Below are 221 nucleotides of genomic sequence, written 5' to 3'. Positions count from 1 at the left end.
ATTTGTTGATATTCCACCCTTGAGCACTCGCCCACCAACACAAGTGGTGGATGCGAGCAGCACTGAACACCCACGGTTCCTCGCACTGTGGCGTGGTCGCTTGGTGTTAGTTGCTCCTTAGAAAGGAGGTGATCCAGCCGCACCTTCCGGTACGGCTACCTTGTTACGACTTAGTCCCAATCGCCGGTCCCACCTTCGACGGCTCCCTCCCACAAGGGGTT

The 221-nt window shown here is 57.0% G+C and carries 1 rRNA gene; it reads right to left on the bottom strand.

Annotation, left to right across the window (positions count from 1 at the left end):
* Window positions 1-121 precede the first annotated feature (121 nt).
* Window positions 122-221: ribosomal RNA gene (locus ACIPVK_RS21905) — 16S ribosomal RNA — on the bottom strand; the annotation flags it as partial.

The organism is Paeniglutamicibacter sp. MACA_103 (genome assembly GCF_045798555.1).
Classification (GTDB): domain Bacteria; phylum Actinomycetota; class Actinomycetes; order Actinomycetales; family Micrococcaceae; genus Paeniglutamicibacter.
This window is presented reverse-complemented; position numbering and strand designations above follow the sequence as displayed.